Source organism: Taklimakanibacter deserti (genome assembly GCA_003574785.1).
Genome location: QORU01000003.1, coordinates 124,106 through 148,991 on the forward strand (window position 1 = coordinate 124,106; position 24,886 = coordinate 148,991).

25 protein-coding genes are annotated in these 24,886 nt (G+C 60.7%); 19 read left to right on the top strand and 6 right to left on the bottom strand.

Annotation, left to right across the window (positions count from 1 at the left end; all coding sequences use genetic code 11):
- The first annotated feature begins 30 nt into the window (after positions 1-30).
- From DS839_RS06685 to DS839_RS06695, 3 genes are read left to right on the top strand one after another with little or no spacing between them, the layout of a single operon-like run.
- Positions 31-1,128, top strand: a complete 1,098-nt coding sequence (locus DS839_RS06685; protein ID WP_119269526.1) for an HlyD family secretion protein — start codon at positions 31-33, stop codon at positions 1,126-1,128.
- A complete protein-coding gene (gene rbbA, locus DS839_RS06690; RefSeq protein WP_119269527.1) occupies positions 1,118-3,856 on the top strand; it encodes a ribosome-associated ATPase/putative transporter RbbA in 2,739 nt (912 codons plus the stop codon). Before DS839_RS06685 ends, rbbA begins: the two co-directional genes overlap by 11 nt.
- Before the next feature lies 1 nt (position 3,857).
- Positions 3,858-4,988, top strand: a complete 1,131-nt coding sequence (locus DS839_RS06695) for an ABC transporter permease (RefSeq protein ID WP_119269528.1) — start codon at positions 3,858-3,860, stop codon at positions 4,986-4,988.
- A 16-nt stretch (positions 4,989-5,004) separates the two neighbouring features.
- Here DS839_RS06695 and DS839_RS06700 read toward each other — a convergent pair whose 3' ends face one another.
- On the bottom strand, positions 5,005-5,529 hold the full coding sequence (locus tag DS839_RS06700) for a hemerythrin domain-containing protein (RefSeq protein ID WP_119269529.1): 525 nt from the start codon (positions 5,527-5,529) through the stop codon (positions 5,005-5,007).
- A 126-nt stretch (positions 5,530-5,655) separates the two neighbouring features.
- Here DS839_RS06700 and ccoN point away from each other — a divergent pair, with 126 nt between their 5' ends.
- The 10 genes from ccoN to DS839_RS06750 all read left to right on the top strand — a co-directional run bounded on the left by ccoN (position 5,656) and on the right by DS839_RS06750 (position 14,430).
- Positions 5,656-7,263: a cytochrome-c oxidase, cbb3-type subunit I gene (ccoN, locus tag DS839_RS06705; protein ID WP_438816500.1), complete on the top strand. Its 1,608-nt coding sequence runs from the start codon at positions 5,656-5,658 to the stop codon at positions 7,261-7,263.
- Positions 7,264-7,272: 9 nt separating this feature from the next.
- The gene (gene ccoO / locus DS839_RS06710) at positions 7,273-7,998 is read left to right on the top strand and encodes a cytochrome-c oxidase, cbb3-type subunit II (RefSeq protein ID WP_119269530.1); all 726 of its coding nucleotides are present in this window, start codon (positions 7,273-7,275) and stop codon (positions 7,996-7,998) included.
- A 6-nt stretch (positions 7,999-8,004) separates the two neighbouring features.
- Positions 8,005-8,163: a cbb3-type cytochrome c oxidase subunit 3 gene (locus tag DS839_RS06715; protein ID WP_119269531.1), complete on the top strand. Its 159-nt coding sequence runs from the start codon at positions 8,005-8,007 to the stop codon at positions 8,161-8,163.
- 1 nt (position 8,164) lies between these two features.
- Complete coding sequence (gene ccoP, locus DS839_RS06720; RefSeq protein WP_119269532.1) at positions 8,165-9,046, top strand: cytochrome-c oxidase, cbb3-type subunit III; 882 nt, start codon at positions 8,165-8,167, stop codon at positions 9,044-9,046.
- Between the two features lie 7 nt (positions 9,047-9,053).
- Positions 9,054-10,595 carry a cytochrome c oxidase accessory protein CcoG gene (ccoG, locus tag DS839_RS06725; RefSeq protein ID WP_119269533.1) on the top strand — a complete coding sequence of 514 codons (1,542 nt, stop codon included), beginning with the start codon at positions 9,054-9,056 and terminating at the stop codon, positions 10,593-10,595.
- Positions 10,592-11,080, top strand: a complete 489-nt coding sequence (locus DS839_RS06730; RefSeq protein ID WP_119269534.1) for a FixH family protein — start codon at positions 10,592-10,594, stop codon at positions 11,078-11,080. Before ccoG ends, DS839_RS06730 begins: the two co-directional genes overlap by 4 nt.
- Positions 11,077-13,374, top strand: coding sequence for a heavy metal translocating P-type ATPase (locus tag DS839_RS06735; RefSeq protein WP_119269535.1), 2,298 nt, complete (start codon positions 11,077-11,079; stop codon positions 13,372-13,374). Before DS839_RS06730 ends, DS839_RS06735 begins: the two co-directional genes overlap by 4 nt.
- Complete coding sequence (ccoS, locus tag DS839_RS06740) at positions 13,371-13,526, top strand: cbb3-type cytochrome oxidase assembly protein CcoS (protein WP_119269536.1); 156 nt, start codon at positions 13,371-13,373, stop codon at positions 13,524-13,526. The genes DS839_RS06735 and ccoS overlap by 4 nt, the downstream gene beginning before the upstream one ends.
- A 216-nt stretch (positions 13,527-13,742) precedes the next feature.
- On the top strand, positions 13,743-13,979 hold the full coding sequence (locus DS839_RS06745) for a hypothetical protein (protein WP_162918345.1): 237 nt from the start codon (positions 13,743-13,745) through the stop codon (positions 13,977-13,979).
- A gap of 19 nt (positions 13,980-13,998) precedes the next feature.
- Entirely contained in the window at positions 13,999-14,430 is a 432-nt protein-coding gene (locus DS839_RS06750) for a c-type cytochrome (RefSeq protein ID WP_119269538.1), read from the top strand.
- A 198-nt stretch (positions 14,431-14,628) separates the two neighbouring features.
- Here DS839_RS06750 and DS839_RS06755 read toward each other — a convergent pair whose 3' ends face one another.
- The 4 genes from DS839_RS06755 to DS839_RS06770 form a co-directional block, all read right to left on the bottom strand.
- A complete protein-coding gene (locus DS839_RS06755) occupies positions 14,629-15,651 on the bottom strand; it encodes a magnesium transporter (protein WP_119269539.1) in 1,023 nt (340 codons plus the stop codon).
- Positions 15,652-15,700: 49 nt separating this feature from the next.
- Positions 15,701-15,994, bottom strand: a complete 294-nt coding sequence (locus DS839_RS06760) for a DUF1488 family protein (RefSeq protein ID WP_119269540.1) — start codon at positions 15,992-15,994, stop codon at positions 15,701-15,703.
- Positions 15,995-16,121: 127 nt separating this feature from the next.
- Positions 16,122-18,512: a phosphoketolase family protein gene (locus tag DS839_RS06765; RefSeq protein WP_119269541.1), complete on the bottom strand. Its 2,391-nt coding sequence runs from the start codon at positions 18,510-18,512 to the stop codon at positions 16,122-16,124.
- A gap of 31 nt (positions 18,513-18,543) precedes the next feature.
- A complete protein-coding gene (locus tag DS839_RS06770) occupies positions 18,544-19,041 on the bottom strand; it encodes a cytochrome b (protein ID WP_119269542.1) in 498 nt (165 codons plus the stop codon).
- Between the two features lie 113 nt (positions 19,042-19,154).
- Here DS839_RS06770 and DS839_RS06775 point away from each other — a divergent pair, with 113 nt between their 5' ends.
- Complete coding sequence (locus tag DS839_RS06775; RefSeq protein WP_119269543.1) at positions 19,155-19,667, top strand: hypothetical protein; 513 nt, start codon at positions 19,155-19,157, stop codon at positions 19,665-19,667.
- Positions 19,668-19,772: 105 nt separating this feature from the next.
- Here the strand turns inward: DS839_RS06775 and DS839_RS06780 are convergent, their stop codons facing one another.
- Positions 19,773-20,297, bottom strand: coding sequence for an Hsp20/alpha crystallin family protein (locus DS839_RS06780; RefSeq protein ID WP_119269544.1), 525 nt, complete (start codon positions 20,295-20,297; stop codon positions 19,773-19,775).
- Between the two features lie 178 nt (positions 20,298-20,475).
- Here DS839_RS06780 and groL point away from each other — a divergent pair, with 178 nt between their 5' ends.
- The 5 genes from groL to DS839_RS36880 all read left to right on the top strand — a co-directional run bounded on the left by groL (position 20,476) and on the right by DS839_RS36880 (position 24,881).
- On the top strand, positions 20,476-22,098 hold the full coding sequence (groL, locus tag DS839_RS06785; RefSeq protein WP_119269545.1) for a chaperonin GroEL: 1,623 nt from the start codon (positions 20,476-20,478) through the stop codon (positions 22,096-22,098).
- A 21-nt stretch (positions 22,099-22,119) separates the two neighbouring features.
- Positions 22,120-22,443 (top strand): c-type cytochrome, encoded by a 324-nt coding sequence (locus DS839_RS06790; RefSeq protein ID WP_119269546.1) that lies wholly within the window; start codon positions 22,120-22,122, stop codon positions 22,441-22,443.
- Positions 22,444-22,511: 68 nt separating this feature from the next.
- On the top strand, positions 22,512-23,678 hold the full coding sequence (locus tag DS839_RS06795) for a DUF2333 family protein (RefSeq protein WP_368911284.1): 1,167 nt from the start codon (positions 22,512-22,514) through the stop codon (positions 23,676-23,678).
- A gap of 11 nt (positions 23,679-23,689) precedes the next feature.
- On the top strand, positions 23,690-23,917 hold the full coding sequence (locus DS839_RS06800) for a ChaB family protein (RefSeq protein ID WP_119269547.1): 228 nt from the start codon (positions 23,690-23,692) through the stop codon (positions 23,915-23,917).
- 124 nt (positions 23,918-24,041) lie between these two features.
- Entirely contained in the window at positions 24,042-24,881 is an 840-nt protein-coding gene (locus tag DS839_RS36880) for a universal stress protein (protein WP_368911286.1), read from the top strand.
- The last annotated feature ends 5 nt before the right edge of the window (positions 24,882-24,886 follow it).

Sequence of the window (24,886 nt, forward strand, 5' to 3'; positions counted from 1 at the left end):
AATGGCTCGGTTCGCCCGGGAGACTGCGTAATGACCCAGACCGACGTCGCTGACAAGGCTGGAACGGCGTTGGCACCGCTTTCGCCGCCGAAGGCGGGCGTGCCTGCCACCGTCCTGCTTCCGCCCGCGACCAGAAAACCCCGCCTGCATTTATGGATCGGCCTCGCCCTCGTGGTCCTGGCCGGAGGCGCCGTCGGGGCGAGCTATTGGTGGCAGTATGTTACACCGGGATTGCCGGCCGGCATCGCATCCGGCAACGGGCGTGTGGAGGCAGACCAGATTGACATTGCGACCAAGCTCGGCGGCCGTGTCGCGGAGCTTTTGGCGGATGAGGGCGATACCGTGACTGCCGGCCAGGTCGTAGGACGGATGGATACCGCCGACCTCGAAGCATCGCTGGCAAAGAAGAAAGCCGAAATCAGACGGCTGGAGAGCGTGCGCGAAGGAGCGAAAACGGATGTCGATCGGCGCAACACAGAAGTCACTCTCGCCGTGCAGAACTTCAAGCGAACCGGCTTTCTGTTCCAGAAAGGCTACGCGACGACGGAACTGCTCGATCAGCGGCAGCAGCAACTCGACGCCGCAACGGCGGACCTCGCCGGGATGAAAGCGCTGCTGCAAGCGGCTGAGCAGGCGCTCGAGGGTGCCCGCCATGATGCCCACGCTACCGAGGTCGACATCGCCGACGCCACGCTGGTGGCCCCGCGCGACGGTCGCATTCAGTATCGCCTGGCGAACACCGGAGAGGTACTCGCGGCCGGCGGAAAGGTCTTCACCATGCTCGATCTGGGATATGTCTACATGGACCTTTTCCTGCCGACCGCGCAAGCTGGGCGCGCTGCCGTCGGAGCCGACGCGCGTATCGTGCTCGACGCCTTTCCGGAAAGCCCGATCCCGGCGAAGGTCGTGTTCGTCTCGGACCAGGCGCAGTTCACTCCAAAGGCGGTGGAGACGAAGAGCGAGCGCGACAAGCTGATGTTCCGCGTTCGAATCCGGACTGACAACGAGTTTCTCCGCGCACATCCGAACCAGATCCGCGCAGGCTCGCCGGGCATCGGCTTCGTCCTTCTGGACGCGACCGCCGACTGGCCTGCCGCGCTCAAACCGGTGCACTCGGATGCCGAATAGCATCGAGCCGGTCGTCGAGATCCTGGGGCTTCGCCATCACTACAGGGCGACGGCGGCACTCGAGGATATCTCCCTTGAGATCGGCGCTGGCGCATTCGTCGGCCTTATCGGCCCGGACGGCGTCGGCAAATCGACGCTTCTCGGCTTGATCGCGGGCACCAAGCGGCTGCAGTCGGGCCATGTGCTGGTGCTCGGTGGGAACATGGTTGATCCCCGACATCGGGCGAGCATCTGCCCGAGCATTGCGTATATGCCGCAGGGGCTGGGCAGGAACCTCTATCCCGACCTGAGCGTCGAGGAGAATATCGACTTCTTCGCCCGCCTGTTCGGTCAGCCGCCGGCGGAGCGGCGGCAGCGGCTGGAGGAGCTTCTCGAAGCAACCGGCCTCGCGCCTTTCCGTGATCGCCAGGCTCGCAAGCTGTCCGGCGGCATGCGGCAAAAGCTCGGCCTCTGTTGCGCTCTCGTGCACGATCCCGACTTGCTCATCCTCGATGAGCCGACGACCGGCGTCGATCCGCTGTCACGCCGCCAGTTCTGGGACCTGATCGGGCGGATGCACCAAGAGCGCGCAGAGATGAGCGTGATCGTGGCTACCGCCTACATGGAGGAGGCGGAACGTTTCGACTTTTTGTTTGCGATGAACGCAGGCCGGATATTGGCCAGGGGCTCGCCTTCCGAGTTCAAGTCAGCCGCGGGAAGTGCGGACCTGGAAGGGGCATTCATGGCCCTACTCCCCGAAACAATTCGCCGCGCTCACAGGGCACTCCACATCCCACCGCGCCCGGCATGCGAGCGGTCCATTGCCATCAAGGCTGAGGGCTTGACGCGGCGCTTCGGCGATTTCGTTGCTGTGGACGGCGCAAGCTTTGCAATCGAGCGCGGCGAGATCTTTGGGTTTCTCGGATCGAACGGCTCCGGCAAGACGACGACGATGAAGATGCTCACGGGACTCCTGCCCGCCAGCAGCGGCAGCGCGTGGCTCTTCGGCCGGCCGATCACGGAGACCAAGGACGATCTCCGCAACCGCGTCGGCTATATGTCGCAGTCCTTCTCCCTCTATACCGAGCTGACGGTCCGGCAGAATCTCGATCTGCACGGCCGGCTTTTCCACCTTCCGCCCGACAGGGCGAAAACGCGGATCGCCGAGCTCATTCAGCGATTCGGCCTCGACCGGCATGTCGATCAACGAGCCGCCGAGCTGCCGCTCGGAATCCGTCAGCGACTGGCGCTCGCCGTGGCGGTGGTTCACGAACCCGAGCTCCTCATCCTGGATGAACCGACATCGGGCGTCGATCCGCTCGCCCGCGACAGCTTCTGGGAGCTGCTCGTCGATCTCTCGCGCAACCAGGACGTCACGATCTTTGTATCGACGCATTTCATGAACGAGGCGGCGCGTTGTGATCGTATTGCGCTGATGCATGCGAGCAAGGTCCTGGCGAGCGGCAGCCCCGCCGAGCTCATTGCGGCGCGCGGGGCAACAGACCTCGAGGACGCCTTCATCTCCTACCTGGAAGAAGCGGACGGGGGCCGGGACGTATCGGCGGACCTCCCGGCTCCAGCGCGTCGCAATGTCGCGCCAATGCGGCGGGCGGCCCGTCCCAAGATCTTCAGCCTCAGCCGGCTTCTCACTTATGCCTGGCGCGAGGGTCTCGAATTGTGGCGCGATCCGATCCGGCTCGGTTTCGCGTTTCTCGGCACGGCCTTCCTGATGGTGGCCTTCGGGCTCGGCATCAACACGGACGTGAATGGCTTGTCCTTTGCCGTGCTCGACCGTGACAACACGCCGGAAAGCCGCGCCTATTTGCAGGAGCTTCGCGGGTCTCCCTATTTCGAGGAAAAGCCACCGCTCGATGCTTACGGAGGTCTTGAGCGGCGGCTGCAAGCCGGAGAGATCCTGGTCGCGATCGAGATTCCACCCGGCTTCGGTCGCAATCTCGCCCGCGGCGCTGCGACCGAGGTTGGCGCCTGGATCGACGGCGCGATGCCATTTCGCGCCGAGACAGCGCGCGGCTATCTTGCCGGCGTGCACCGATCCTACCTGGCGAACCTCGCCAGCCGAACCGGCCATGCGACGCTGACGCCTGCTGCCACGATCGAGACCCGCTTCCGCTACAACCAGGATTTCAAGAGCGTGTTCGCGATGGTACCAGGGACGATCGCCATGCTCCTCGCCTTCATCCCATCCATCCTCATGGCCGTCGGGGTAGTGAGGGAGAAGGAGCTCGGCTCAATAACCAATCTCTATGTGACTCCGGTTACCCGCCTGGAGTTTCTTCTCGGCAAGCAGCTTCCTTATGTCGTCGTGGCATTTGTGAGCCTGCTCGGCCTGCTCGCCATGGCGATCTTCCTGTTCGATGTACCGCTGAAGGGCAGCCTCCCGGTCCTGCTGCTGGGTGGGCTCCTCTACGTAATAGCGATGACCGGCTATGGCCTCGTCGTATCGAGCTTCACTCGCAGCCAAATGGCTGCGCTCTTCGGAACAGGAATCTTGACGGCGATGCCGGCCGTCCAGTTCTCCGGCCTGCTGACGCCGGTCTCGTCCCTGTCGGGTTTCCCCGCTTTCATGGCGCACAGTTTTCCGACGATGTATTTTCTCACGATCTCTGTCGGCGCTTTTACGAAAGCCCTCGGGTTCCAGGAGCTTGCTGGCAGCCTGCTCGTGCTCGCCCTCTTCATCCCCGTCCTGACGCTCCTCAGCCTCGCGCTGTTGCGAAAGCAGGAGCGCTGACATGCGCCGGCGGCTTAAGAACATCTTTTGGCTCGGCACGAAAGAATTGCGGAGTTTCGCGCGTGATTTCGTGATGTTCGGGTTCGTCATCTACTCCTTCACGCTGGCGGTGTACACGCAGGCGCAAAACCCGGCCCAGGAAATCCGTGACGCGGCGGTCGCCGTGGTCGACGAGGACCATTCGAGCCTCTCGCGCGCCATCAAGCAGGTTCTCCTGCCGCCCTACTTCAAGTCTCCGGCCGAAATCCGAGTAGATGAGATCGATCGCGCGATGGATACGGCGCTTCAGACATTCGTCATCGACATCCCTCCGAACTTCGAGCGGGACGTGCGGGCAGGTCGCCGTCCAGCCCTGCAGCTCGACATCGATGCCACCGCCTCGATGCAGGCGGGAATCGGCTCCGGCTACCTCGAGCAGATCATCGACACCGAGGTCGCCCGCCACGTTGCTCGCGTCGATGTCGTCGAGTCCATGCCGGTCAAACTCGTGGCGCGTGTCGCCTTCAATCCCAATGTCACGACCCAGTTGTTCAACGCAGCCATGGCGATCATCGGCAACGTGAACATGCTGGCGATCATTCTCGCTGGCGCAGCAATCGTCCGCGAGCGCGAGCATGGGACGATGGATCACCTGCTCACCATGCCGCTCACGCCCTTCGAGATCATGGCCGCAAAAGTCTGGGCGAACAATCTCGTGATCACGGTCGCGGTCGGCCTGTCGCTATGGCTTGTTGTGCGGACACTGTTCGGAATTGAGATCGTCGGATCGATCCCCCTCTTCATGGCCGGCGTCATGCTCTATTTGTTCTTCGGAACCGCGATCGGCATATTTCTCGGTACGGTGGCCCGCTCGATGCCGCAGCTCGGGCTCCTCTTCCTTCTGGTCGCCCTGCCGATGAACATTCTTTCCGGCGGCAACACGCCGCTTGACAGCATGCCGCCGCTGCTCGAGTCGGTTATGCGGCTGTCGCCGTCAACACACTTCGTGAGCTTCGCCCAAGCTATCCTCTACCGCGGCGCCGGAATCGAAGTCGTCTGGCCACAGTTTCTGCAAGTAACGGTCATGGGAGCTCTTTTTTTCGCTCTCTCGCTGATGCGCTTTCGCAAGATCACAGCGGCTGCCATGATCTGAGCACCGGTCGCGCGCTCTATTGGCGGTGGCTCACCATGGCGCGATTGAGCTCTTCCAGATCCTCACTCGTCAAGCGGGCGCGCGCCAGGGGCAGGACGATCGCATTCTCCCAGTGAATATGCCTGCGGTAGCTCTCGAAGAAGCTGCGCAGCATATAGCCGACCATATCGGGGTTCTTGAGCTTCTTGCCTTCCCGCAAGCCCTCCAGGCTTTCCAGCAGCTCGCTTGCAAAGCTTTCGTCGGTCGCATGTTCGAGCGCCAGGCGGGCGAGGATGTCATGGATATTGTCGTCGGGCAAAGCCCGCTTCTCGATCAGCGGAAACAGGCCGAGCTCCTCGTCGCGATGATGCACGGGCATCTGGAACTGGAGTGCATCGATGACCTGCATGCACAACCGGCGATCGACATTGTCCGGCAGGTCGTCGGCGATCCTCTCAAGCGAGTCGCAAAGCTGGGCCTGAGCCAAGTGCTCATGCTCGATAAGGTCGAGAGGGCTTCGACGCAGCCAGCCGTCGGATTGGATCTGTTGGGTGGACATCATAGGACAAATAGCTCCTTGGATTGATTTTTGGGCGCCCCGCGCCTTTGGCGCATTGACACAGATCAAAGCCGCCTCGCCGTGCCTCCCGTAAGAGCGAATTCGGTAAGACAAGGAGGGCTGAGGCACATGTCGGAGTCGGAACAACTGGCGCGGACAGCCGTCTTGGGCTGCGTCGCCCTTTTCCTGGTCGTGCTCGCGGCAATGACGAAGGATGATGGTTTTGCCGTCCACGCCTGGATCGGCTTCATCGCCGTAGCCGGCCTCATCGTCTACTATGCCCGCCGATTTCCCAATGGCCATTCGGTTGCGGTCAGCGAATCCGTCTATCTCGACGGCGTCGTCAGGGCCGGGATGATCGCCACGGTCTTTTGGGGGCTTGCGGGCTTCCTGGTGGGCGTCGTCATCGCCCTGCAGCTCACCTTCCCGGCGCTCAATTTCGACCTGCCATGGACCAATTTCGGCCGCTTGCGGCCACTTCATACCTCGGCGGTCGTCTTTGCCTTTGGCGGCAATGCCCTGATCGCGACGAGCTTCTATGTCGTCCAGCGCACCTGTCGCACAAGGCTCGCCTTCGGCAACCTCGCCTGGTTCGTGTTCTGGGGCTACCAGCTCTTCATCGTCCTCGCAGCGACCGGCTATCTGCTCGGCATCACGCAGTCGCGCGAATATGCGGAACCTGAGTGGTATGTCGACCTGTGGCTGACGGTCGTCTGGGTCGCCTATCTGGCGGTGTTCCTCGGCACCCTCATCCGGCGCAAGGAACCGCATATCTACGTCGCCAACTGGTTCTACCTGTCGTTCATTGTCACGATCGCGATGCTGCATGTGGTCAACAACCTGGCCTTGCCGGTTTCGCTTCTGGGTACGAAGAGCTATTCGCTGTTCTCGGGCGTGCAGGATGCGCTCACCCAATGGTGGTACGGGCACAATGCCGTCGGCTTCTTCCTGACCGCCGGCTTCCTTGGCATGATGTATTATTTCGTTCCCAAGCGGGCGCAGCGGCCGATCTATTCGTACCGGCTCTCGATCGTACATTTCTGGTCGCTGATCTTCCTCTATATCTGGGCCGGACCGCACCACCTCCACTACACCGCGCTGCCGGACTGGGCGCAATCGCTCGGCATGATCTTCTCGATCATGCTGTGGATGCCGTCCTGGGGCGGCATGATCAACGGCCTGATGACGCTTTCCGGAGCTTGGGACAAGCTGCGAACTGATCCCGTCCTGCGCATCATGGTCCTCGCCATCGCCTTCTACGGCATGTCGACCTTCGAGGGGCCGATGATGTCGATCAAGGCCGTCAATTCACTATCCCACTACACTGACTGGACTATCGGCCATGTCCATTCGGGCGCCTTGGGATGGGTCGGCATGATCAGCATCGCCTGCGTCTATCATCTGGTGCCCAGGCTTTGGGGCAGGCAGGAACTCTACAGCCTGAGGCTGGTCAACTGGCACTTCTGGCTCGCGACGCTCGGCATCGTCCTTTATGCCGCGTCCATGTGGGTCGCCGGCATCATGCAGGGGCTTATGTGGCGCGAATACGACGACCAGGGCTTCCTCGTCTATTCCTTCGCCGAGAGCGTTGCCGCCATGCATCCCTATTACTTCATCCGCGCGCTGGGAGGCATCCTCTACCTCGCAGGGGCGCTGGTCATGACCTACAACCTGATCCGCACCGTGAGAGGCGGCATCCGTCAGCAGGTCCCGGCCCCCGCCGCGGCAGTGGCTTAGGAGGACCTCATGTTCCGCCACGCATTCATCGAGCGCAACGCCACCCTGCTGCTCATCCTGAGTCTCCTGGTCGTCACCATTGGCGGCATCGTCGAGATAGCGCCTCTCTTCTATCTGCAGAACACGATCGAAAAGGTGGAGGGGATGCGTCCCTATACGCCTCTCGAGCTTGCCGGTCGCAATATCTATATCCGCGAGGGTTGCTATCTCTGCCACAGCCAGATGATCCGGCCTTTCCGCGATGAGGTCGAACGCTACGGCCACTACAGTCTCGCTGCCGAGAGCATGTATGACCATCCGTTCCAATGGGGATCAAAGCGCACGGGTCCCGACCTGGCGCGCGTCGGCGGGCGTTATTCCGACGAATGGCATCGTGACCATCTGGTCGATCCGCGCGGGGTCGTGCCGGAATCGATCATGCCCGGCTACCCGTTCCTGCTCGAGACGCCGATCTCGGGGAAGGACATTGCCAACCATTTGCGCGCCAATGCCGGCGTCGGCGTTCCCTATAGCGATGAAATGATCGCCAACGCGCCTGCGGATTTCGCTGCCCAGGCAAATCCTGACGCCGGCGACGTTGATGCCTTCCAAAAGCGCTATCCGAAGGCGGAGGCACGGGATTTCGACGGGCAGCGCGGGCAGATCACCGAAATGGATGCTCTCATCGCCTATCTGCAAATGCTGGGGACGCTCGTCGACTTCAATGCCTACAAGGCCGAAGCCAATCTGCGGTGATGAAAAATGACCTATGACGCGCTCAGACATTTTGCCGACAGCTGGGGTCTTCTGGCTCTGTTCGTGATTTTTATTGGCATCGTCGCCTTCGCAATGCGCCCCGGGGCCGGCAAGGTCTATTCGCGCATTTCCCGGCTGCCGCTCGATGACGACAAGGAGATCTGACATGTCCGAGATCGAACGGGACGAAATCAGCGGAACCTCGACGACCGGACATGAATGGGACGGCATCAAGGAGCTCAACACGCCATTGCCGCGCTGGTGGCTATGGACCTTCTATGCAACGATTGTCTGGGCGCTGGTTTATTCGATCGCCTATCCGGCCTGGCCGCTGATCAATTCCGCCACGAGCGGAGTGCTCGGCTATTCCAGCCGCCAGGATGTGGTGAAGGAGATCGCCGATGCGGCTGCGGCTCAGAGCGAATGGCGCGACAGGATCAAGGCCAATGATCTGGGCCAGATCTCGCAGGATCCCAAGCTCTTTGACTTCGCCCGCGCTGGCGGTGCCGCCGCCTTCAAGGTCAATTGCGTGCAGTGCCATGGATCGGGGGCCGCGGGCGGCAAGGGCTATCCCAACCTGAATGACGACGACTGGCTGTGGGGCGGAACCTACGAGGAGATCCACAAGACGCTCAAGAGTGGTATCCGCTATGCGGCCGATGCCGAGACACGCATTTCTCAGATGCCGGCCTTCGGCGACGGCATGCTCAACCCGGATGAGATCAATTCGACCGCGGAGTTCGTGCTGGCATTGTCAGGACAGCCACACGATGCCGAGGCGGCGGCCAAGGGCGAGCCACTATACGCTGCAAACTGCGTCGCCTGCCATGGCGAGCGGGGCCAAGGGCTGCGGGAGGCGGGGGGCGCCCGTCTGAACGATGCCATCTGGCTCTATGGCGGCGACAAAGCGGCCATCGTCGCGCAGATCACGAGGCCGCGCCAGGGCGTCATGCCGGCCTGGGGCCACCGCCTCGACGACGTCACGCTCAAGGAACTGGCGATCTATGTCTACTCGCTCGGCGGCGGCGAAACGCTCCAGCCACAATGAGATTGCAATGGCCGATTCATATCCATTGGCAGAGCAGGACACCGGCGGCAGGCCAGCCGATATAGAGCGCCACAATGTCGAGGCGGTCAACGCACCCCAGCGACTGAAGCTCTATGCGCCGCGCACGAAGATACATCCCAAGCGCGCTTCCGGCGACTTCCGCCGGCTCAAATGGCTGATCATGGCGGTGACGCTCGGCATCTACTACATCGCGCCATGGCTCAGATGGGATCGTGGACCTTACGCGCCGGACCAGGCGATCCTGGTCGATCTTGCGCATCGGCGCTTCTACTTCTTCTTCATCGAGATCTGGCCGCAGGAATTCTACTATGTCGCCGGCCTTCTCATCATGGCCGGGGTAGGGCTGTTTCTCGTCACCTCCGTCGTGGGGCGGGCCTGGTGCGGCTATACATGTCCGCAGACCGTCTGGACCGACCTGTTCCTCGTGGTCGAGCGTTGGGTGGAAGGTGACCGCAATGCCCGCATAAAGCTCGATTCGGCGCCCTGGTCCCTCGACAAGCTGCGCAAGCGGGTGATGAAGCATGCGATCTGGGTGGTGATCAGCGTGGCGACCGGTGGGGCTTGGATTTTCTACTTTGCCGATGCGCCTTCGCTTGCCCGCGACCTGGTGACAGGGGAGGCAGCGCCCGTCGCCTATTCGACGATCGGGCTCCTCACCGCGACGACCTATGTGCTCGCGGGCTTCATGCGCGAGCAGGTGTGCATCTATATGTGTCCCTGGCCGCGCATCCAGGCGGCGATGGTCGATGAGGATTCGCTTGTCGTAACCTACAATGCCTGGCGCGGCGAGCCGCGATCGGCCCACCGCAAGAAGCTCCTGGCCGAGGGTAAGTCGGCGGGTGATTGCGTCGATTGCAATGCCTGTGTCGCGGTCTGCCCGATGGGCATCGATATTCGCGACGGTCAGCAGCTGGCCTGCATCACCTGCGCGCTGTGTATCGATGCCTGCGATTCCGTCATGGATAAGATCGGCAAGCCCAGGGGCCTCATTTCCTATTCCAGCCTCAAGGTCTTCGAGGCGGCAAAGTCCGTCTCACCCAAGACCCTGCTTCGCGGCGCACTAATCCGGCCGCGCACGATCGTCTATTCGGCACTGTGGGTCGTGGCCGGCCTCGTCATGCTGGTCTCGCTCGCGATGCGCGAGCGTCTCGACATCAATGTGGTGGCCGACCGCAATCCCTTGTTCGTGACGCTCTCGGACGGGTCCATCCGCAACGGCTACACGATCAAGATCCTGAACATGGAGCAGCGGCCACGCAATTTCCGCCTGTCGATCGAGGGAGCTCCGGCGGCGGTGATGACGCTGGCCGGGTCTGAGCAGCCGCCGTCGCGTGCCTTCGAGGTCGAGGTCGAAGCCGACAAGCTGCGCAGCATCAAAACCTATGTCGCCATGCCGCGGGAGGCCATGACTGGCGAAACGACCGGCTTCTCCTTCGTGATAACCGACAGCAGTCAGACGGAAGCCGCCGAGCGCAGCGAATATCCGGCGATCTTCCATGGCCCATCCAGGACAGGAGACGAACCATGAGCGCCCGTGCCGCAGGCATAACCGGTCGCCAGGTCTTCGCAGTCATGGCCGCGTTTTTTGTGGTCATCATTGCCGTCAACACCACGCTCGCCGTCTTTGCCATGAGAAGCTGGACGGGCCTCGTGGTCCAGAACGGTTATGTTGCAAGCCAGGGCTTCAACGAAGAGCTGGCGGAAGCGCGCCGCCAGGCGCTGCTCGGCTGGCAGGAAAGTCTCGGCTATGCGAGGGGCAGACTGACCTTGACGCTGGGCGATGCTGAGCGGCGTCCGGTTGAGCGGGCAAAAGTGAGCGTCACCCTGAAGCGTCCCTCGACTGACCGCGAGGACCGGCAGCTCCTGCTGAACGAGACGGCGTCGGGGAGATATGAGTTGGCTGTGGCACTCTCGCCCGGCCTTTGGGATGCTGAAGCGACAGCGCGCACCGCGACCGGGGAGACCTTGCGTCGCGTCTATCGCTTCCTTGCTCCGAGAGGTGCCGATAAATGACATGCTGTCCCAGCCCGGTTGCAGGCGACTGCGAGCTGCCGCGTCTCGAAGCCGAAGAGGCGAAACGATGGGTGAGTTTCGCCGGGCCCGGGCTCAGTCGGATCGAGCTGATCGTTCCCGGCATTCACTGCGCCGCCTGCATAAGAAACATTGAAGCGGCGCTGCAAGAGATCAAGAGTGTGGTCAGCGCGCGCGTCAACCTCACGGCGCGCAGGGTCACCATCACCTGGCGCGATGGCGAGGTCGAGCCACAAGCCTTCATCGAGCGGCTTGGAGGTCTCGGTTATCTTGCCCGGCCGTTCGACCCGCGCGAAAGCGGATTCCTACAGGACGATCGGGAAGGCAGCGCTCTCCTGCGCGCGTTTGTCGTTGCCGGCTTCGCTGCGTCAAATATCATGCTGTTTTCAGGCTTCGTGTGGACAGGCGCGGATGCGGCAAGCCGCGATCTCTTTCACTGGCTTTCGGCCCTGATCGCATTGCCGACTGTCATCTATTCCGGCCGGCCTTTTTTCGCATCGGCACTTGCCGCCTTGCGCCATGGCCGGGTGAATATGGATGTGCCGATCTCACTGGGAGTAAGCCTTGCCACCCTGATGAGCCTTTTCGAGACGATCAACAGCGGGGCACATGCTTACTACGACGCAGCGGTATCCTTGCTTTTCTTCCTGCTGGTCGGACGCTATCTCGATCACCTCATGCGGGCGCGGGCCCGGAGCGCCATTTCCCAGCTGATGACACTGACGCCGGCGGTTGCGACGGCGGTCGAAGCCGATGGCAGTCACCGGCAAATTCCGGCCAAGGGGCTCAAGCCCGGCATGATGATGGCCGTGGCGGCGGGCGAGAGATTTGCCGCCGATGGCGAGATTGCTGAAGGGTCGAGCGACGTGGACCGGTCGATCATGACCGGTGAGAGCGCGCCTGAAGCCGTGAAACGCGGAAACCCGGTCCAGGCCGGGATGCTCAATCTCACAGGCGCCCTCCTTGTGAAGGTTACGGCGACCGGCAACGATACGTTTCTGGCCGACCTCATCCGGCTCATGGCCGCGGCCGAGCAGAACCAATCCGCCTATGTGCGGATCGCCGATCGTCTTGCCCGTTTCTATTCCCCGGCGGTTCATATCCTTGCTGCAACCACCTTGGCGGGCTGGCTGGCATTGGGCTACGGTTGGCATGACTCGCTGATGGCGGCGATCGCTGTTCTGATCATCACTTGTCCATGCGCCTTGGGACTTGCCGTCCCGGCTGTCCAGATCGTGGCCTCCGGCATGTTGTTCAGGCGCGGGATCATGATCAAGGACGGTGCCGCGCTCGAGAAGCTGGCGGATGTCGACACGGTCGTGTTCGACAAGACGGGAACCCTGACTTTGGGAAGTCCCGAGATGAAAGGACTGACGGCAGCACCGGCCGGTATGCTGGCGCTTGCCCATGGACTGGCGCGGGAAAGCCGCCATCCGCTCTCGGTGGCTCTTGCAGCGGGACTTCGCAAGCTTGGTATTGCGGCAACGCCGCTCGATCGCGTGACCGAACATCCGGGCCAGGGACTGGAAGGCGCCTCGAAGGGCGAGGCCCTGCGCCTGGGGAGCCGGGCGTGGTGCGGCGTCCCGGCCAGGGATCATGACGACGGCCGTCTCGAGATCGCGTTTCGCCGCCAGTCGGATCAACCCATCTTCTTCCATTTTGAGGATAGGCTGCGTCCGGAGGCCCGCCAGACCGTGTCTGCATTGAGATCCGAGGGCTTGTCGGTCGAGCTCCTGTCGGGCGACCGCAGCGCCGCGGTAGAGCGGGTTGCGGCGGAAACCGGGATCGAAAGCTGTTTCGCAAGCCTGTCGCCGCAAGCGAAGCTCGACCGTATCGAGCAGCTTCGCCGCATGGGTCGCAAGGTGCTGATGGTTGGTGACGGGATCAATGACGCTCCGGCGCTGGCGGCGGGCCATGTTTCGATGGCGCCCTCGACAGCGAGCGATATCGGCCGCACTGCCGCCGGCATTGTCTTCATGAGCGAGTCGCTCGCCGCGGTCAGCTTCGCGAGGCGCGTCGCCCTCAAGGCGCAAGCCATAGCCCGGCAGAATTTCGCGCTTGCGATCGGATATAATCTGCTGGCGGTGCCGATCGCGATGGCCGGATTGGCGACGCCGCTCGTCGCGGCAGTTGCCATGTCATCCTCGAGCCTGATCGTGATCGCCAACGCACTGCGCTTGGGTGTAAGCCTGCCGGGCTGGAAGGCGGTAAATGTGCCGGCTCCGGACCCCCTTGGAATGCCGGGCTTGGCAGGGCGGCAGCGGAGGCCCGCATGAGCGGCCTGATATTTCTGATACCACTCGCTTTGCTGATCAGCGCTATCTGGCTTGTCGCATTTCTGTGGAGCCTCAAGGCAGGTCAGTATGACGATCTCGACGGCGCCGCGTGGCGGGGCATCGACGATGACCAGGATCGTCCGAAAGCCTGACCGGCATCAGCCCGGGCGGGTTTGATCGAAATCAATCGGCTTCCTTTCTCTGCGGGCTATCTATTGCAGGTTGGTATTTCGCAAGGTCGACTGGTTCAAATGTGTGCAGCAAGAAAAGATGGCGCGCAGCCCCTGACGCTGGGATCGAGTAGGTTCCGCGAGCTATTGCTGAAGCTGTCTCTGGCCATGGCAGGGACGTCCATCATGATATGTTCGGTGGCGGGTGGCATAATCCACCTTTATGCGACGATCCTGGCTTTCCTGGCCTCAGGCTATGTCGCAGCGCTCATTACCTTTATCGCCCCGTTCTTTGCCGAGCTCTATTGGATTGTCGTTATCTGGTCGCAGACGGGGGTTTTCTGGCACGGATTGACGATCGCCTCGATCGCCTACTTCGTCCTCTGCATCATGGCGATTATCGCCAGCGTCTCTGCAGCTTCCGCTCCCGACTAGCCAGGCCTGGATAGCTCCGATGCACTTCCATCCCCTTCCTTTCGCCGCTGCACTCATAGCCCTGATCTACCAGGTTGATACCGCAAATGCGGGTTCCGACAGCGCCCATCGTGACTTCCTGGAGCTCTGCGCCGACTGCCATAATGCCGATGCCAAGGGCAACGGCCCCTTGGCGAAGAATCTCACGAAGATTCCGCCGGACCTCACGCGCATTCGAGAGCGGGCGCATGGTGTATTCGACGAGAAGGCGGTCTACGACTGGATCCTCGGTCTCAAGATGACCGAGTCGCACGGCTCACGCGAAATGCCGATCTGGGGAGATTGGCTCATGGATGAGGCCGTCGAAGACAGTACGTCGCTCGATACGGCGAAAGCTGCGGAGCGGGAGGTCGAGCAGCGGATCATGGCCATCGTCAAGTATCTGGAAGGGCTCCAGACGAAAGGTCCGTAATGCGGCGGGCCCCTCGGCAGCACCACCGGTAGGTAACTGCAGGAAACTGGCGGGCAAAACACGGCTCTTTGTAATCGGCACGGCGAAGTCGTTGGCGAAGAGAAAAATTTGCTCGCCCTATTGAGATTGTGTGCATGAGCGTGAGATTTGGGAATTGTCAAGGTCGGAGAATGTATGTCCGCGCGCTCTCCGGCTGCATCAGCTGGCCAACAGTGTCGCGGCCGTTGCCAGATAGATGATCAATGTCGAGGCATCCTGAAACACGGTGGCAATCGGGCCGCTGCTCAGCGCCGGATCAAAGCCCAAGCGGTCAAAAGTCCATGGAAGAAGGACGCCAAGGCCGGTTGCGACGGCGGTGGCAAAAAAGAGAGAGATGGCTACTGCCAATGCAAGCATGGAGTTGCCGAAGGATAGCCACACGAGCGGCAAGGCAAGGCTGGATAGGACAAACCCCAAGATCAGGCTGGTTGCAAACTCCGCTGCGAATAGAGGCGTCAGGGGCGCGCCTGTCAGCGACAATGTTCTGATGACGACAGTTTCTGCTTGGGTTCCGATCGAGTCGGTCAGATAGACGAGCGCAGGTACGAAGAAGGCGACGGCGATATGGGCCGAAAGCGGAGCCTCAAAGCGCGTCATGATGGTGGTGAACAGCGCACTGCCAGCGAGGCCGATCAGGATCCAGGGCAACCGGAAGATCGCGCGCCGCAACGGAGACGCGGAAAGCGCTTTCTGTGCCGCCTCCGACTTGCCCAGGATGCCGGCCATGTGATGCAGGTCCTCGAGATGCTCGTCCCGCAGGATCGACATGAGCGCCGTGGCCGGGATCGCGCCGATAAGCCGCCCGTCGCGGGTCGTGACCGCGAGCGCGCCGGCCTCCCGGCGGATAGCCAGACTTGCCGCATCCTCCCGGTCCGTGTCGGCGGTGACGACATGGCCGGATGCAGGAATCATGAGCTGGCCCATCGGTAGTTCCGCGTGGGCACCGATGAGACTGGTGAGACTGGCTATTCCCGACAGCACGCCGTCATCAGTGGTCACGAAGACATGCGCGGCGTCATCGAACTTCTGCCCTGCCAGGCGGGCTCGAACGGTACCAGCCGTCTCGTGGCTACGGGCCACAGGCACCGCGCGAACCATGTATTGGCCGACGGCATGCGGCGAAAGGCTGGCGTGCTCTCCGCCTCTATGATCCCCGAACTCAAGCTGGAACTCGCTCGACATCGTGCCTCAAACAGTGACAATGACACTCGACTCTGGCCGGCATAGGGCTTCAGGGCGACAGATCGCGGCGATGAACCATGATCCGCAGGTCGCCTTCGGATTCGAATTCGCCGCGGTCGTATTTCCGGCGCGCGGCATCGTGGATCGCGACCAACAGCCCGTCGAATGAAGCCAGGAAGACCTCCGCGGGCACGAGACCATGACGCTGCAAGCCAGGATCGCACGCCTTGAGCGCCGCAACCGTCACTCCGCAGGTAACCTCGTCCGTGCTGTCGAAGCCCGTGAACCGGATGCACTGTCCGTCAAACAATCTGTCCTCGTCCAGGAAAGCAAGCTGACCCATGCGCCTGACCTCATGCTCCCAAGGCAGTCAATCTTGGAATTACGCTCCCTTCATAGTCGTCATTCGCGATCCGAATCTTGACCAGGATCAAAGTGACAAAACGTCCAATTGGTCCGGAATGGCGGCGCTAACCTCGCCAACGCCACTCGCGGATTTCAGGCATATCTTGGCCGTGCTCGCGGATATAGGCTTGATGCTGCTCGAGCTTGTGGTCCATCAGTCGCTTCAGGTCGGCTCGTGCAGTTTGGAGTTCCGGAATCCAGTTGAGCACGCTTTGGACGAGGTGAAACCTGTCCAGGCCATTGAGCACGGTCATATCGAAAGGCGTGGTCGTTGTCCCTTCCTCGTTGTAGCCGCGCACATGGATGTTGGGATGATTTGTGCGGCGGTAGGTCAGCCTGTGTATCGTCGCGGGGTAGCCATGATAGGCGAAAATGACGGGCTTGCTCGTCGTGAACAGGCTGTCGAATTCGCCGTCCGAGAGTCCATGGGGATGGACCTGTTTCGGCAGCAGCGTCATCAGGTCGATGACATTGACGACCCTAATCTTCAATTGCGGTGCGTGTTCCTTAAGAATCTGGACGGCGGCAAGCGTTTCAAGCGTTGGCGCATCGCCGGCGCAGGCCAGGACCACGTCCGGCTCTTTGCCATTGGCGGTCGAGGCCCACTCCCATATGCCGATCCCCGATTGACAATGACTGATCGCATCGTCCATCGCCAGCCACTGCCACGAAGGCGGCTTTCCGGCTACGATGATATTGATCCTGTTCCAGGTGCGCAGGACGTGATTGGTGACCCAAAGCAGCGTGTTGGCGTCGGGCGGCAGATAGACACGGACAATATCGGCTTTCTTGTTGAGCGCGACGTCGATGAAGCCTGGATCCTGGTGACTGAACCCATTGTGCTCCTGATGCCAGACATGGCTCGACAACAAGTAGTTCAGTGACGAGATTGGCTGCCGCCACGTAATTTCGCGGCAAGCGTCCAGCCACTTTGCGTGCTGGTTGAACATCGAATCGACGATGTGGATGAACGCTTCGTAGCAGGAGAAGAACCCATGCCGGCCTGTCAGGATGTAGCCTTCGAGCCAGCCCTGACAGGTATGTTCGGACAGGATTTCGAGCACTCTGCCTTCTCGCCCGAGAGCGATGTCTTCGGCGCGGACCGTCTCCATCCAGGCTCTGTCGGTCACCTCGAAGACATCCTGGAGGCGGTTTGAAGCCGTCTCATCCGGGCCGACGATGCGAAAATTATTCGTGGGCGCATTCAACTTCAGTACGTCACGCAAATATCGGCCCATGGCCCTGGTGGATTCGGCCTTTCGCGTGCCTGCCCCATTCACGACCACAGCATGTTCATGCAGGTCAGGGAGAAGGAGGGGTTTGCGCAGCAGGCCGCCATTGGCATGCGGGTTGGCGCTCATTCGCCGCGAGTCTTGGGGAGCCGTCGCGCGAATGAAAGCCCGCGGGGCGCCGCTGTCGTCGAACAGTTCCTCCGGCCGATAACTGCTGAGCCAGTCTTCGAGAAGCTCAAGATGCTCCGGATTGTCCGCAAGCCCGGACAACGGCACCTGGTGCGATCGCCAGAAGCCCTCGGTCTTGAGCCCATCGACCAGCTTCGGGCCGGTCCAACCCTTGGGGCTCCGCAGGATGATCATTGGCCACTTCGGTCGCGAGTGAGTTTCGTCCGTTCTCCGGCGCGCAACGCTTTGGACGGCTCGTATCCGATCGAAGGCTTCATCGAGCGCAACTGCCATTTGCCCATGCATCACGGCCGGGTCGTCGCCCTCGACGAAAAGAGGTTCATAGCCATAGCCAATGAAGAGCGCGCTCAGTTCATCAGGCGGGATGCGCGCCAGTATCGTCGGATTGGCAATCTTGTAGCCATTGAGATGCAGGATGGGCAGCACCGCGCCATCGCGCTTCGGATTGAGGAACTTGTTGGAATGCCACGCCGTTGCCAGCGGGCCGGTCTCTGCTTCTCCGTCGCCAACCACGCAGGCAACGACGAGTTCCGGATTGTCGAATGCCGCGCCAAAGGCATGAGACAGGGCGTAGCCGAGCTCACCCCCTTCATGGATGGAGCCTGGGACGTCAGGCGCCGCGTGGCTCGGAATTCCTCCGGGAAAGGAAAACTGGCGGAAGAGCTTGCGCATCCCATCTTCGTTAAGGGGTACGTCCGGATAGAGCTCGCTATAGGTCCCTTCGAGATACGTATTGGCAACCATCGCCGGGCCGCCATGGCCCGGGCCGCAGACATAGATCAGATTGGCGTCCCGTTGGCGAATGATCCTGTTCAGATGGGCATAGATGAAATTGAGACCAGGCGAGGTGCCCCAGTGTCCGAGCAGCCGGGGCTTGACATGCTCGAGGCGCAAGGGCTCGCGCAACAGCGGATTGTCGAGCAGGTAGATTTGCCCGACGGTCAGATAGTTTGCCGCGCGCCAGTAGGCATCGATGGCTTCGAACTCTGCCGGCAGGTGGTTGCCAAAGGCTGATTTCGTTGTTTGCACGGTCATTTGAAGCTCCGTTCGCAGAGGACAGGATGCTTTACTGGCTGCGGGGCACGAACATTCTCCGCAACGTGCCGTCCTTGAGCCAGAACTGATGATAGAGGGAGGCGCCGACGTGAACCGCGATGAGTATGATCAGGATCGGTTTCCCGAGCTCGTGAAGCTCGCCGAAAGGATCGCCGACATAGAATGCAAGAAATCCGGTAATCGGCATCAGGATCAGAAGCACGTAGAATACGGCATGGCTGAGCTTCGCAGCCGTGGCCATCCATCCTGCTTGCGGCGCGGGTGGCGCGCCGGCGATCACTCGCAACCACACTCTCGCAGCGACAAAAGCAAGGATCGCAATTCCGGCCCAATAGTGCACTCCGCCAAAGAATTGATCAAAGGCCGATGCGGTGGTGCCGTTCTCAGCGGCTTCAATTTGCTCAGCGATGGACTCTCCAAAGATCAGTTGGAGAACGACCAGCGCCGCGATAAGCCAGTGCAGGCCTATCTGGAAGCCAGTGTAGCCTGACACGGAACGAACAGACATTGAAGCTCCAAGAGAGTCCGGAAACCAATTCTGGGATATCAATATGATGATTGAGGAATCCAAGTCTTGACGCAGATCAAAGTGATCTATCGCATATGGCCTAGACTTTTGCCATGCTTAAGGCGTTCCTTCGCGGCATCTTGATGACCTGGACCTCAGCAGGACTCCTACTTCTCCAGGCAGGCAACCTCCGCGCCGAAGACGACAATACGGCGCTCCTGGCCATATCATTCGATCACGGCCGCGTTGCCGCCGGAATGATGTGCAGCAGTATAGACTTCAACGGTGTGGATCCTGCCAGACAGCTGTCCAGCAGCGAGAAGTTTGACAAGTCGGACAGCGCCATGTGCCGCCGCTCAAGCGCGAGCATCCTTAACCCTGATATCCTGGCCTTCGACGTCACCCTATGGCCGCGGCAAGCCATAGCCGAGCTGGCGAGCAGGTTGCGCCTGATGGAAGATCCCCTGAATTATAACTTTTCAGGTGTGAAGCTGGCAGGCCGGCCGGTTCGAAGGATAGACGAAACTCAGGGTGAGGAAAGCTTCGCTTCGCACATATTCGAATTCCGTTGCGGTTCCTATCTGCTGATGAAGGCACCAGGGCCAACTCCTGTTCCCGGAAGCTGATGGATCCACCAACCAGACCGCCTTGGAAACGGTTCCTGGAGCGCGAAGCAACGGGGGCGTATGCTCGCGCTCCAGGCAGTGAGCGGCCGGATCGTCGCCGCTGAATCAGGCCGCCTTCACTTCGATCTTCTTGGCGGATTTCTGCACCTCGATGCTCTTGGGCAGAAGAACAGTCAGGACACCGGCCTCAAGAGTGGCTTCGATCTTGCCGCTGTCAACGCCCTCCGGGAGCTGGAAACTGCGTTCGAAAGCGCCGTAGCACCGCTCGGACAGTTCAGTGTCGCCGCGCTTCTCCTGCTTCGATTCCTTCTTCTCGCCTTTGATGACAAGCCTGCCGTTTACGGCCTTCACTTCGAGGTTTTCGGGAGTCATGCCAGGAACCTCGACCGTGATTTCGTAAGCCTTCTCGGTGTCAACGATGTCGACGGCCGGCGAAGACCACATGGCGTAGACTCTGCTGGACGGCTCGGTGTCATAAAGGAAGCGTTGAGAGAACGGGCGCCAACCGCGATCAAACTGATCGAAGATCTGGTTGATTTCGCGTTGCAAGCTCAGCAGCGGGTGCCACGTTGCAGGCTCCGGCCTGCTTAGCTTGGCTTCCTTTGTTACGGGCAATTTGGTGACGGTCATAATGTCCTCCTTTCATCAATAAAAGATAGAATGATGGCTCTTGGGCCAATTTTCCTTGATCTCGATCAAGCTGTGCCGCCCGTCTCTGGAGAAAACGAGGGATTTGATCTGGGTCAACCTGCTCTGAAATGGAGTTAGGTACACATCACCATGCAGAATCCATCGGGAAGGTAAAGCCATGGCCCACAAGCAAGTGCTCTTCCGCTCGGCGGCGCGGGAAAAAATTCTTCGTGGCGCGACGCAGCTGGCGGATGCTGTCCGCGTTACGCTTGGCCCCCGTTCGAAGTCAGTATTGATCGAGAAGAAGTGGGGGGCACCCGTGGTCTGCAATGACGGCGTGACCATAGCAAAGGAATTCGATCTCAAGGACCCTGAGGAGAATCTCGGCGCCCGCATGCTGCGCCAGGCGGCCGAAAAGACCGGTGACATGGTCGGCGACGGGACGAGCACATCGACGATTCTCGCACATGCGATATTTGCCGACGGGGTGCGGAACGTGGTCGCGGGCGCCAGCGCCATCGATATAAAGCGTGGCCTGGACAGGGCTTTGCTGCGCGCGACCAGGACGCTGCGGGAGATCTCCCGTCCGGTCAAGACCAGGCTTGAGAAGGAGCAGGTGGCCACGATCTCGGCTCACAATGATCCGGCGATCGGCAAGCTTATTGGCGAGGCCATGGAGAAGGTGGGCGGAGAAGGCGTGATCACCGTCGAGGAGTCAAAGACCACGGAAACGACGATGGAGGTCGTCGAAGGCATGCAGTTCGATCGCGGCTTTCTCTCCCCGTACTTCGTCACCGATCCGGAGAAGATGGAGGCGGTCCTGGACGATCCGATGGTTCTTCTTGTCGATAAGAAGATTTCGACGCTTCACGATCTGATCAAGCTCTTGGAGGCAGTGGCGAAGGCTGGGGGGACGCTCCTGGTAATCGCGGAGGAAGTGGAAGGGGAAGCATTGGCGACCCTGGTGCTCAATCACGTGCGCGGCACTTTCCGTAATTGCGCGGTCAAGGCGCCCGCATTCGGCGACAGGCGCAAGGCCATACTGCAGGATATTGCGATCCTGACAGGCGCGCAGGTGATCTCCGAGGATCTTGGTGTGAAGCTAGAGAATGTGACGATGGAGCAGCTCGGCCGGGCGAAGCGCGTGGTTATCGACAAGGATCAGACGACGATCATCGGCGGCGCTGGCGATACGGGTGCCATCAAGAACCGCTCAGACCAGCTGCGCCGGGAAATCGAGGATACGACAAGCGACTATGATCGTGACAAGTTGAAGGAACGGCTGGCGAAGCTCGCGGGAGGTGTGGCTGTGATCCGGGCCGGGGCGCCGACGGAAGCGGAAATGAAGTCCAAGAAAGAAGCCTTGGATGACGCCATAAGCGCGACAAAGGCCGCGGTTGCTGAAGGTATAGTTCCCGGCGGGGGGCTTGCCTTGCTGAAATGCATCGCTCCGGTCGCTGAAGAAGAGAAGACTTGCGAAGGCGATGAACGCACTGGCGCTCAGATCCTGAGGCGGGCGCTGGAGGCGCCGGTGCGTCAGATTGCCGAGAATTCCGCCGTCGATGGCGGCGTGGTGGTCGCGAAGATGATCGAGGGCAAGGGCAATTTCGGATTCGACGCGGGCCGCAAGGAATATGTCGACTTGATCGCGGCCGGCATCATCGATCCGACAAAGGTCGTCCGCATTGCGTTGGAGAACGCAGTGTCAGTCGCAAGCGTATTGCTGCTCACGGAAGCGACCATGACTGATGTTCCGGAGCAGGCCAAGGAGCGTGTGGCCGAGCCTGAAATGTCCATGTAGATCCTGTCCGAGGGCCGAGATATGCTGCTGAAGTCTGGATTTCTTCTCTTTCTGTTCGTGGCAATCGCTGCTCGTCACGCGCTGGCGGACGCAACTTTGCTCGAGACAGGGCGCTTGATCGCGGAAGCGAATTGCCAGCGGTGCCACAGTATAGGACGTACGGGCGATAGCCCCTTCGTTGAAGCACCGGCATTTCGCGTCGTTGCGCGCATCTATAAGGCATCTGATCTCGAGGAAGCCCTTGTGGAAGGCATCGTTGTCGGGCATCCGGCGATGCCCGAATTTCAAATGACCGCAGACCAAGCCGCGGCGATTACAGCATATATCGACAGTCTGACTCGCTAGCGCCTTGAAGACACGGTGCGTGGCTTTTGACGCAGATCAACTCATAGGCCTTCCAAGTCGATAGTTTCATGGTCATTCCGTCGCTCAAGGACGGCACGCGCGTCGGCTCGGCTGTAGCCGGGAAGGGTATCATGATGAATCCGCTGGCCATTGCTGAGGGACTTCTTGACGGCGCCAGGCGTTGGTTCAGGCCCGCCGGCGGGCAGACCATGGCGATTGGCGCGCCCGTACGGAGAAAGGGGTTCCTGGCCGCCGGGCTTCTCGCAGTAGCGGTTTTGGGCCTCGTTGCGCTTTACGCTCATTTCTTCTGGAGCACGCAGCGCTGGACAGACTTTAATCCTGACTATCAGCTCAGCAGCGGTGCTCCGGCATCGGGGGGAGGCGGGGGAGTGACGCAAGGCGGCACGATCAAGGAAAAGGAGGTTTGCCGACGCTCCGCCATCGTCGACGTGACAGCCGATCTCATCGACTTCAACGTCAATCAGAACGATTGGGCTTCATCGATGGTCCTCTATAAGATTGGGCTTTTCGGGCTTGATTGGGACGCGACGCCCTTCTTCGACAACAAGGCGGCGTTCCAAAGGGGCGTGAACCAAGCCCTGAGACGAACCACGGTCGAGCTCGTCGATACTCTGGCCCGTGTGCGTGGCACTTCCCAGGCAGATCCGAATTTGCAGGATGCCCGTGGGAATCTGCAGTTCGATGAGTATACGTGGTATTTCGGCGTTCACCCGTTCGGTCCCAAGACGCCGACGCCGAGCTTTTACCGTTCCGCGATGAGGGACCTGCGTGCTTTCAATGACAGGCTGGAAAGATGCCTGGCGGTGTTCGACCCGCGCGCCGACAATCTCATCCAATTCATCGATCGCATTGCCAATGATATTGGGGGGACCTCGGCCGTCCTGCGAGAGCGCGCGGAGCGCTATAATAGCGGGTGGTTCGACACACGCGCCGATGACCGCTTCTGGTTTGCCTACGGCCAGCTCTATGCCTATTATGGGATTCTGCGAGCCGCCCATCTTGACTTCCAGGATGTGATAGCCCAGCGCCGCCTTTCCGAACTGTGGCGAACGGCGGAGCGCCAGATGCGCGGCGCGCTCGATCTTCAGCCCTTCATCGTCTCAAATGGCGCGGAATCCGGTTGGCTAATGCCTTCCCATCTGACCGCGCTCGGGTTCTACATCTTACGCGCCCGTTCAAATCTCGTTGAGATCAGGCTCGTGCTCGATCGGTAGGAGGATCCGCGATGCCCTATGTGATCAATGCCGATCTTCCCCAATCTGTGCAGTGGAATCTTCCTGAGCATGCGCAGGACATCTATCGCGAGGCTTTCAATCACGCTTTCGTCGCCCATGCGGGGGACCCGCGTCAGGAAGAAGCAGCGCACCGCATTGCCTGGGCCGCTGTCAAGCGATCATACCTGAAGCTGGCTGGCAAATGGGTGGGTAGAGCGGATCGAGGTCGGGCCCCGTAAGAGCTCGGCCAATCCAGGCATTTTTCAACCAACGACGACCCTGATCGCCATCTTTGACCCAGGTCAACCTTCGTTCGACCCTCAAAGGCTATGTTGCGGCATGCCACCTTGAGGAATGAGACACATGACCTACAAAACCATCCTTGTCAGTCTGAACGAGGTCTCCCAGTTGCGCTCTGTCCTGAGCGTCGCGGCCTCTATCGCCCGCAAGGACGAGGCCCATGTCATCGGCCTCTATGTTATTCCAGCGGTCGAGCTGCTGGTAGGCTCTGAAATCCAGGTTCTCCCCGTCGAGAACGATGAACTTCGGGTATACTTCAAACAGCAGGAAGAGGCGATAAAGACAGCCTTCGAGAACACGATCTTGAAAGACGGAATTCAAGGAGAGTTTCGCGTCGTCGAGGCGCTGGAGCCTCATATTGCAGCCACGGTTGTTGAGGAATCCAGGGAAGCTGACCTGGTGATCGTCGGCTATTCGAGTCCTGCCAGCAATCGCGCGCTTGGCGCCGATTTTTCCGAGCGGCTGTTGATCGGGTCCGGGCGGCCAACGCTTGTAGTGCCGGCCAACAGCCATGGCGGATTGGCGCTTGACCGGATCCTTGTTGGTTGGAATGGCTCGCGAGAGGCGGCCCGCGCTATCTTTGACAGCATCCCGTTGCTTCACCATGCCGATGAGGTCCTGGTCGCTTTCGCGGGTACCGATTCAGAACATCGATCGCGAACCGAGACACGTCGGGAAGGCCTGGTAAGAACCCTTCTCCGCCATGGCGTCCGTGCCCGTGCCATTGATCTCGATAGCTCGCGCGAAGCCGGTAAGGTTCTCCTCGAAAGGGCAGAGACGCGTGAAATCGATCTCATCGTCATGGGCGCCTATGGTCACGCCCGGTTGCGCGAGTTCATCCTGGGGGGTGCCACCCGGTCCGTGCTCAAAGACATGAAGTGTCCAGTGCTGTTCTCCCATTGAACCAA